Annotated in this window: 9 protein-coding genes and 1 tRNA gene; 7 read left to right on the forward strand and 3 right to left on the reverse strand. The window is 63.0% G+C overall.

What is annotated here, in order from left to right; translation table 11 throughout:
* Positions 1 to 260: 260 nt before the first annotated feature.
* Positions 261 to 878, forward strand: a complete 618-nt coding sequence (locus DH10_RS18855; protein WP_192245315.1) for a class I SAM-dependent methyltransferase — start codon at positions 261 to 263, stop codon at positions 876 to 878.
* Between the two features lie 22 nt (positions 879 to 900).
* Here the strand turns inward: DH10_RS18855 and DH10_RS18860 are convergent, their stop codons facing one another.
* Positions 901 to 1,383, reverse strand: coding sequence for a thermonuclease family protein (locus DH10_RS18860; RefSeq protein ID WP_192245317.1), 483 nt, complete (start codon positions 1,381 to 1,383; stop codon positions 901 to 903).
* Positions 1,384 to 1,481: 98 nt separating this feature from the next.
* Between DH10_RS18860 and DH10_RS18865 the strand changes: the two genes are divergently transcribed.
* From DH10_RS18865 to DH10_RS18885, 6 genes are all read left to right on the forward strand, one after another.
* Positions 1,482 to 1,547: transfer RNA gene (locus DH10_RS18865), tRNA-OTHER, on the forward strand.
* Positions 1,548 to 1,850: 303 nt separating this feature from the next.
* Positions 1,851 to 2,171: an ArsR/SmtB family transcription factor gene (locus DH10_RS18870; RefSeq protein WP_192245319.1), complete on the forward strand. Its 321-nt coding sequence runs from the start codon at positions 1,851 to 1,853 to the stop codon at positions 2,169 to 2,171.
* Positions 2,172 to 2,222: 51 nt separating this feature from the next.
* Positions 2,223 to 3,617, forward strand: coding sequence for an NAD(P)-binding protein (locus DH10_RS18875; protein ID WP_192245321.1), 1,395 nt, complete (start codon positions 2,223 to 2,225; stop codon positions 3,615 to 3,617).
* Entirely contained in the window at positions 3,614 to 3,841 is a 228-nt protein-coding gene (locus DH10_RS37935) for a hypothetical protein (RefSeq protein WP_343221578.1), read from the forward strand. The genes DH10_RS18875 and DH10_RS37935 overlap by 4 nt, the downstream gene beginning before the upstream one ends.
* Complete coding sequence (locus DH10_RS18880; protein WP_343221577.1) at positions 3,774 to 4,838, forward strand: MFS transporter; 1,065 nt, start codon at positions 3,774 to 3,776, stop codon at positions 4,836 to 4,838. Before DH10_RS37935 ends, DH10_RS18880 begins: the two co-directional genes overlap by 68 nt.
* 233 nt (positions 4,839 to 5,071) lie before the next feature.
* Complete coding sequence (locus DH10_RS18885) at positions 5,072 to 6,529, forward strand: NAD-dependent succinate-semialdehyde dehydrogenase (RefSeq protein WP_376774828.1); 1,458 nt, start codon at positions 5,072 to 5,074, stop codon at positions 6,527 to 6,529.
* A gap of 86 nt (positions 6,530 to 6,615) precedes the next feature.
* On the opposite strand, the gene DH10_RS18890 is transcribed toward DH10_RS18885, so the two are convergent.
* On the reverse strand, positions 6,616 to 7,362 hold the full coding sequence (locus tag DH10_RS18890) for a GGDEF domain-containing protein (RefSeq protein WP_312891222.1): 747 nt from the start codon (positions 7,360 to 7,362) through the stop codon (positions 6,616 to 6,618).
* A gap of 259 nt (positions 7,363 to 7,621) precedes the next feature.
* The coding region (locus tag DH10_RS18895) for a thermonuclease family protein (protein ID WP_192385229.1) at positions 7,622 to 8,124 on the reverse strand (503 nt) is incomplete at its 5' end.

Genomic DNA, 8,124 nt, shown 5'->3' on the forward strand with positions numbered 1-8,124 from the left:
GAGCGGTGCGCTGCTCGGCGCCGTCGTCGGCTCGGCCACCACCCCGCAGCGCCGCGGCGAGCAGCTCTGCCGCTACCAGGACCGCTACGGCCGCATCTACACCGCGCCCTGCGACGACCGGTACTACAACGGCGACTATTGACCTCTGGGTCTTTGATTATGGGAGACGGCGTTTTCTACGCCGGCTCCCTCGTCTGTCATCCTTTTGCACGCTTCTCGATGTAGAACCATTTTTGCGGCGGGCTGCGGAGGAGGTCGAGATGACGACGAGCCTTGCCGGCGCGCTGAAGAACCGCGGCAAACATGCAGTGAAGCGACTGATCGGCTACGATAGCCGCAACTGGCTGCGCATCCGCCAGATCGAAGCCTTCACGACCTTCCTCGAAGTGGCCAACCGCAAGTCGCGCGACGTGATCGAGATCTCGCCGGGCTGGAACCGCTATTGGAAGGCGATGTGCCCGAACTACCGGTCACTCGATTTCCCCGACTTCGACATCTGCAAGGACCGCACCGAGGAGCAATATTCCATCGTCATCGCCGACCAGGTGCTGGAGCATGTGCAGCGACCGCTGGCGGCCGCCGCCAACATCCACGCCATGACCAGGCCCGGTGGCTGGGCGATGGTGGCGACGCCGTTCCTGTTCCGCGTGCATGCCCGCCCACACGACTACAACCGCTGGACGCCGGCGGGCTTGAAGCAATTGATGGTCGAGGGCGGCTTCGCTGAAGACGATGTGCAGGCGTTTGGCTGGGGCAACAAGGCCTGTGCCAAGGCGCATATCGGCGGCCCGGTGCGGGCCTACGGGCTTTGGCGGGATCTGAGCAATGACGAAGAATATCCGCTTATGGTGTGGGCCTTTGCAAAAAGGGCGCCTTGAGTTGCACCGGCTAGCATATTGCTCAGCGTTGGTTCTGTTTCCGCCACTCTAACGGCGCGGTGAACGACCCGGCCCACAGGCCGCGCTTAGCCGACATGGCCTCACGCTGCGCGCGCGCATAGAAGCCGGCGCTGTATTTTCGCCAGTCGAGCGCTTGGCCCTGGCTGACCATCCATTCGCCGATGTCCACACCACCGGCGGTGCAGACTGCCACCATGCGCTTGTAACGGTCGCGATCGACTTCGACGCAGGACAGCGGCCGATGCGCGTCGAGGAAGTCCGCCAGGGCGAATGCGGCCTTCTGCCCACACCGGTAGTTCTTGCCGGCCGTGTCGAGGCAAAGCTGATCGCTCTCCGGCGCGTCGATGCCGTTGAGGCGTATCCGGGTGCCGTGGATTTCGACGGTGTCGCCGTCGATAACGGAGGCCACACCGACCAAAGGTTCGGCCGCCGCGGGCGAGGCGAACAGAAGACCCAACCACAGCGCCGCGCGGCGAGAGGACATGCTTTCTCCTGTTTTCCATGGGAACGAAGCTGGAACCAGAACGCCTTATCAGCGGAATATTCGTGGAGTTGAAGCCTGGCGACATCTAACCCACTGATATAATTCGATCTGGTATCCCCTTGGTAAGGGAGAGGTCGAGAGTTCAATCCTCTCTCGCAGCACCAGCCTATCGCGGTAGCGGTGCTGGCAATTGGCGGGTTCGTCGCCGCATAGTCGATCTGGTATGGCCTGCTTCGCCTGCATCGCGCTGACCAGATTGCGCGTTCATTCTCTTGATGCCGATCTTCGGTATTCCGACAGCATATACTCTCCTTGGCGAGCCGATAACTCCGGTCGCCGGAGGCGCTGTCATTCTGTTTGGCCTCTCATCCTTGCCGTTCGAACATCTCCGCAGCTCGCAGTCACTTATTTCGAAAATAGTCGAAATAGCGTTGACGGGCCGATATCGGGAGAGTAGCGTTATTTCCATGAAACTCGAACAAGCAGCAAAACAGCTTGAAGCGCTCGGCAATCCAACGAGGCTCAACCTCTATCGCATGCTCGTCAGATCCGGTGATGCAGGCAGGCCTGTTGGAAGCCTGCAGGAAAAATTGGGCATTGCGGCGTCGACGCTCTCGCATCACCTGCACCGCCTGGTTCTGACTGGATTGGTGACGCAGGAGCGACAGGCGACGACGCTGATTTGTCGCGCCAACTACCCCGCGATGAATGGTCTGATCGGCTTTCTCGCGGATGAGTGCTGCGCGGATGCAGCTTGCAATCCATCCGAGGAAGAAGCCGTCGCTTGATCTCTTTTTGCCCCTTATTTCGATAGTACCGGAATTATGGAAGGTAGAGAAATGACAATCGCTGAAGATCTCCCTGTAGCCGTAATCGGCGGCGGGCCGGTCGGCCTCGCCGCAGCGACGCAACTTGTCGGCCGCGGTATCCCGGTAAAGCTCTATGAGGCTGGCGCCCAGGTCGGATCCAATCTTCTCGATTGGGGCCACGTTCGGCTGTTCACGCCCTTCAGCTATTGTGTAGACGCGGTGGCGCGACAGCTTCTTGAGAGCCGTGGGTGGCGCATGTCGGAACCCGAGGCATTCCCGACAGGCAAGGAGCTGGTCGACAACTACGTCGCGCCGCTTGCGAGCCTTCCCGAACTGGCGCCGTCAATCGAAACCAATGCTCGCGTCATTGCGGTCTCGCGATGGGGAGCCGACAAGGTCCTGACCCAGGGACGCGAACACAAGCCCTTCATGCTCATCGTCGAGACCGCAGCCGGAAGGCGACGGGACAGCGCCCGTGCGGTGATCGACGCGTCGGGCACCTGGCAAATGCCGAACCCGCTCGGCGCGGGCGGCATACCGGCCGAAGGTGAAGCGGAATTGGCAAGCCGAATTGCCTACGGCATTCCGGATGTCCTCGGAAAGGACCGCCTTTTGTATGCAGGTCGCACGACCTTGGTGGCGGGGTCCGGCCATTCCGCTGCCAATGCCTTGCTGGAATTGGCCGAGCTTGCAGAAACCGAACCAGGCACCTCGGCGATATGGTTGACGCGCGGCGCCGACCTTGTCCGCATCTATGGCGGCGGCGATCTCGATGCCTTGCCGGCTCGCGGTGAGCTTGGATCCGATGCCAGAGATCTCGTTGAGAGCGGCCGCGTCCAGTTGGTCACAGGCTTTGCAACGACGGCGATTCGCGAAGTCGACGCTCGCCTGCAGGTGGAAGGCCTGACCGCGGATGGCACACGAACCGTAGGTCCTGTCGACAGGATCATCGCCGCGACGGGCCAACGCCCTGACCTCTCGATAACCAGAGAACTTCGGCTGGACCTTGATCCGTGGCTTGAAGGCGTCAAGGCACTCGGGCCGCTCATTGATCCCAATGAACACTCCTGCGGCGATGTTCCGCCGCACGGTCACCGTGAGCTCAGCCATCCGGAGCCCGGCTTCTACACCGTCGGCATCAAGAGCTATGGCAGGGCGCCGACCTTCCTGCTGTTGACCGGCTATGAACAGGTGCGCTCGGTTGCAGCAGCAATTGCCGGCGACTTGGCATCCGCCGACGCGGTGCATCTGGCACTGCCCGAGACCGGGGTCTGCACGACCACAAGATCGATTTCTTCGATCTCCGCGGCCTCGAAAGGCTGTTGTGGCGGACCGGCGCCAAAAGAAGTCGACGCCTGCTGCGTTGCCGATGCGGAAGCGAAAGCTGTCGGCAAGGGCGTTTGCGGTTGCGGCGTCGCCGCATGACCTTGCGATCGCCAACGGCCGGCGTCCCGAAGCGCGGCGCCATCATGACCGTGCTGGGATTGACCCAGATCATGGCCTGGGGGTCGTCCTACTATCTCCCGGCGGTGATCGCACCCCCGGGTGGCGGCCGACACCGGCTGGCCGCTGGGTTGGGTGGTGGGTGGCCTTTCGCTGGGGCTTCTGGTCGCCGGCTTGATCTCGCCTCGCGTGGGGTCGTCAATTGAACGTCGCGGCGGTCGCCGCGTCCTGGCCCTTAGTGCCATGGCGATCGGCGTTGGCCAGATCGGCCTCGCGGCGGCGCCCGACCTCGTCGCTTACATCGTCGCATGGCTGGTCATCGGGCTGGGAATGGGCGCAGGCCTTTATGACGCGGCTTTCGCCACGCTTGGCCGCCTCTATGGCTACGGCGCACGTTCCGCCATCACCACGCTTACACTCTTCGGCGGCTTCGCCAGCACTGTCTGCTGGCCGATCTCGGCCTTCCTGATGGCAGAGGTCGGCTGGCGCGGGGCTTGCCTGTCCTACGCCGCCGTTCAGCTCCTGATCGCGCTTCCTTTGTATCTGTTTGTGTTGCCTCGAGACACGCAAGAGCTGACGGCCAAACCTGCACGAACGGATCCGGCGGCGCCCGACAGGGAGAACAACCCCAAGCTCGGAACCATGGTCGTTCTGGCTACGACGCTTACGCTTGCAGCGGTGATCTCTTCGACATTGTCGGTCCATCTGCTCACGATCCTGCAGGGCAACGGCATGGCGCTTGCAGCCGCCGTTGGGCTTGGTGCCCTGGTCGGTCCGTCCCAAGTGGGCGCCCGGGCAGTCGAAATGGTGGTTGCCCGCTACCACCATCCGATCTGGACCAAATTCGCGTCCGTGACATTCGTGGCGATCGGCGTATCGGCTCTTTGGGCAGAACTGCCGATCATCCCAGTGGCGCTCGCCTTCTATGGCGCCGGCATCGGCCTGGGATCGATAGCACGGGGAACCCTCCCTCTCGCTCTGTTCGGCCCGTCAGGCTACGCCAAACTGATGGGCCGCCTTGCCATGCCGAGCCTGCTGGCACAGGCGGCGGCTCCGTCGGTCGGCGCTTTGCTGTTGGAACGTGCAGGAGCCCAAGGCATGCTGGCTGCGCTTTCCGGGCTGGCCTTGATCAACGTCGTATTGGCCTGCGGGCTGGGTTGGATCGTCATGCGCCGCCCGAGTTTCCCGGTTCACGCTCAATAGCACCCGAACGGCACAATTGCTGTTCAACCGCCATGCTTCAAATAGGCCGGCGTGCTCTCCTTTGGCTGGAGCCGTCATTCGTATCGATGACTTCAAGGATGCCGGCTGCCCAAGGTGGGTCTACCGCCGTCCTTCCCAGGCCCTATGAGAGGCACGGGCGTGCGGAATACATCTTGGCCCTCTGAAACGTCAGCTCTTTGAAGGGGAGACCGGTATTGCCGCTGTGCCTGCCGATGATCCGCCACCTGAAATCCCCCGACCTGTTCGGCGCGATCGACCGCGTGCCGGCGCTTGGCGCGCCGGCTGGCGGGCGCACGTTCGAGGTCTTCAATCCCTCGACCGGCGAACTGCTGGCGGAACTTCCCGACATGGGCGTCGAGGAGACGCGCGCCGCGATCGACAAGGCCTATGTCGCGCAGGCCGAATGGGCAGGGCTGACCGCCCGGGAGCGCAGCGAAATGCTATGGCAGTGGCATCAGCTGATCGTCACCCACACCGACGACCTTGCGGCGATCCTCACCGCGGAGATGGGCAAGCCGCTCGCCGAGGCCAAATCGGAAGTCTCCCATGCCGCCGCTTATCTGCAATGGTACGCCGAAGAGGCCAATCGTATCTATGGCGAGACGATCTCGGCGCCGTCGACGGACCGCCGCATGCTGGTGATCAAGCAGCCGATCGGCGTCGTCGGCACGATCACGCCGTGGAATTTCCCCGCATCGATGGTGGCGCGCAAGATCTCGCCGGCGCTGGCGGCGGGCTGCGCCATCGTGCTGAAGCCTGCCGAGCAGACGCCGCTTGTCGCAGGCGCCATGTTCGCGCTCGCCGCCGAGGCCGGTTTTCCCGACGGCGTCGTGAGCCTCATCTATGCCTCGGAGGGGGCCGAGGTGGGGCGTGAGCTCTGCCACAATCCCAAAGTTCGCAAGATCAGCTTTACCGGATCGACCGAGGTCGGGCGCCTGCTGATGCGCCAGTGCTCTGACCAGATCAAGAAGGTCAGCCTCGAACTGGGCGGCAATGCGCCATTCATCGTCTTCGACGACGCCGACATTGATGCCGCCGTGGACGGGGCGATCCAGGCGAAGTTCCGCAATGCCGGCCAGACCTGCGTTTCGGCGAACCGCCTTTACGTGCAATCGGGCGTTCATGACGAGTTCGTCGATAAATTCGTGGCACGGGTTCGTCAGCTTCAGGTCGGTGACGGTTTCGATCCCGGTGTCGCGATCGGCCCGCTGATCGACAGGCATGCTCTGGCCAAGATCGAATCCCACATCGCCGACGCCGTAGCAAAAGGCGGCGCGATCCGGTGTGGCGGAGGCCGGATTGGCGCGGACGGCACGTTTTTCCAGCCGACGGTCCTTACCGATATCTCCAGCGCAATGACGGTGGCGCAGGAAGAGACATTTGGGCCGTTGGCTCCGGTCATCCGCTTCGAGGATGCGGATCAGGTCGTGCGTGAGGCCAATGACACGATCTATGGCCTCGCCGCCTATTTTTATGCTTCCAACCTAAAGCGCGTCTGGCGCGTGGCCGAAGCCTTGGAATACGGCATGGTCGGCATCAACACCGGACGCATGTCCTCGGAAGCCGCGCCATTCGGCGGGGTCAAGCAGTCGGGTATCGGGCGGGAGGGTTCCCGCCACGGTCTCGAGGATTACCTTGAGATGAAATATCTCTGCATGGGCGGCATCTGAGGCATAAAACGAGCAGGGCGGCTTTTGAAGAACGAACGTGTCGCGGAATTATCGCCCGAGCAGGTCGTTGGGTTCCGCCCGCGGGTTCAGTTGCTGATATGCGACAACGCCAGGTCAGCTTCGTCCTGAGCCTCCCACAGAAGTTCTTCCGCTGACCGGAACATGTCCTCGAACGCCAGTTCATGCTCGAATACAACGCCGCCGACGCGGATGGTAAGCACATCCTTGTCGCCTTTCGGCGCGAAATAGATCTGTCCGACCGCTTCTCGAACGCGTTCGCCGATCTCCTTGGCGTCCTGCTGCGTCGCGCCGGGGAGGAAAACGCCGAACATCGAGTTTCCGATGCGCCCGATCAGATCGTCCTTGCGCAACGAGGATCGGATAGCCGAGGCGATGAGACGCAAGGCCTCGTCGCCCCATCCAAGGCCGAAGCGCAGGTTGATCGATGCAAGATGTTCCGGGTGGATGACGAGGAAGGCGCCCGAACGCGGGCCGGATGGCCGCGCCGCCCGCCTGTCGATCATTGACGTGAACACCGCCCCGTTGAGGCAGCCGGTCAGATGGTCGTAGGTGCCGGACCTGGTGAGCTCCTGCCGGTAGCGGCGGATCTCGACCTCTCTCCAGCCGAGCAGGGCAAAAAGCGGCAGACCGATGATGACGGGCAGAAGGGCGGCCGTGACGACGCTGCGGCCGAACGGCGTCAACGCGTCGCTGAGCAGGAGCAGATAGTTCAGGCCGAGCGACAGGCCCACGCAGCCGGCGGTCCCCAGGACGGATAGCCAGGCGACATATTTCCAGGCTCCTGTCGACGCGGTCTGCTTTTTTGTGCTCACTGGCCAATCTCCTGTTGGACGCATTGGCTTAAAGGCGGTGTGTTACGATTTCCGTTTCAGCGAGGCCTACAATTTGAAGGAAATCAGCATCGTTTCTCCGAAATGCACTCGCCAGCGGCTGCGACCTGCTTCCCGCTTCGACGGTTTGATTCGGTCACTGAAACAGGTCAGCGTTTGGTAGGACCGCCGAGCTGCTTTAACCATTCCGTTTTTACGCAATGCCGGAACGGAAAGCCGTTACGCGCTTTTCCGGGATGCCCTATTGCGGCGGGCCGAAGATGCCCATCTCGGCACCCCTGGCTACGGATTCGGCCTTGCCGTAGATGCCTGAGGGGGACGCCATTGCCCAGCCGTTGGCGACAAGCCAGGCGCCGACATCCTGCCTGCCGAGTATGCAGGGCGCGGCAACGGCGAAGCGGTCGACATCGGGCGGCAGGATACATTTGAGCGCCCGGCCGCGCAGCCAGGCGTTGAGGGCGGCGCGAGCGCGCTGCCCACAGGGCCAGACGGCATCGCCGAACGAGCAGGTCCTGTCGGGATCGATGTCGACGGTCCCGCTGATGACGACCCGGCGTCCCATGGCTTCGAAAATCGCCGACGAGGTGGCGACCGGGCGATAAAGCAGCGTCTCGCGCCACTCCTGCGGCATCGGCGTCTTCGGTGGCGAGGCAAGACCGAGCTCGCCGAGCGGAGGGCGGGGCTCGATGCGCTCGATCACCGCCACGTCGAGCGGCGGCGGCGCGATGAGGTCCTCGGCGACCC

The organism is Mesorhizobium silamurunense, assembly GCF_014843825.1.
Taxonomy (GTDB): domain Bacteria; phylum Pseudomonadota; class Alphaproteobacteria; order Rhizobiales; family Rhizobiaceae; genus Mesorhizobium; species Mesorhizobium silamurunense.

Bases quoted from the DNA above. Each gene is read 5' to 3' on its own strand.
- DH10_RS18875 (WP_192245321.1), top strand. From the start codon at position 2,223: ATGACAATCGCTGAAGATCTCCCTGTAGCCGTAATCGGCGGCGGGCCG.
- DH10_RS18860 (WP_192245317.1), bottom strand. From the start codon at position 1,383: ATGTCCTCTCGCCGCGCGGCGCTGTGGTTGGGTCTTCTGTTCGCCTCG.
- DH10_RS18870 (WP_192245319.1), top strand. From the start codon at position 1,851: ATGAAACTCGAACAAGCAGCAAAACAGCTTGAAGCGCTCGGCAATCCA.
- DH10_RS18885 (WP_376774828.1), top strand. From the start codon at position 5,072: ATGATCCGCCACCTGAAATCCCCCGACCTGTTCGGCGCGATCGACCGC.
- DH10_RS37935 (WP_343221578.1), top strand. From the start codon at position 3,614: ATGACCTTGCGATCGCCAACGGCCGGCGTCCCGAAGCGCGGCGCCATC.
- DH10_RS18855 (WP_192245315.1), top strand. From the start codon at position 261: ATGACGACGAGCCTTGCCGGCGCGCTGAAGAACCGCGGCAAACATGCA.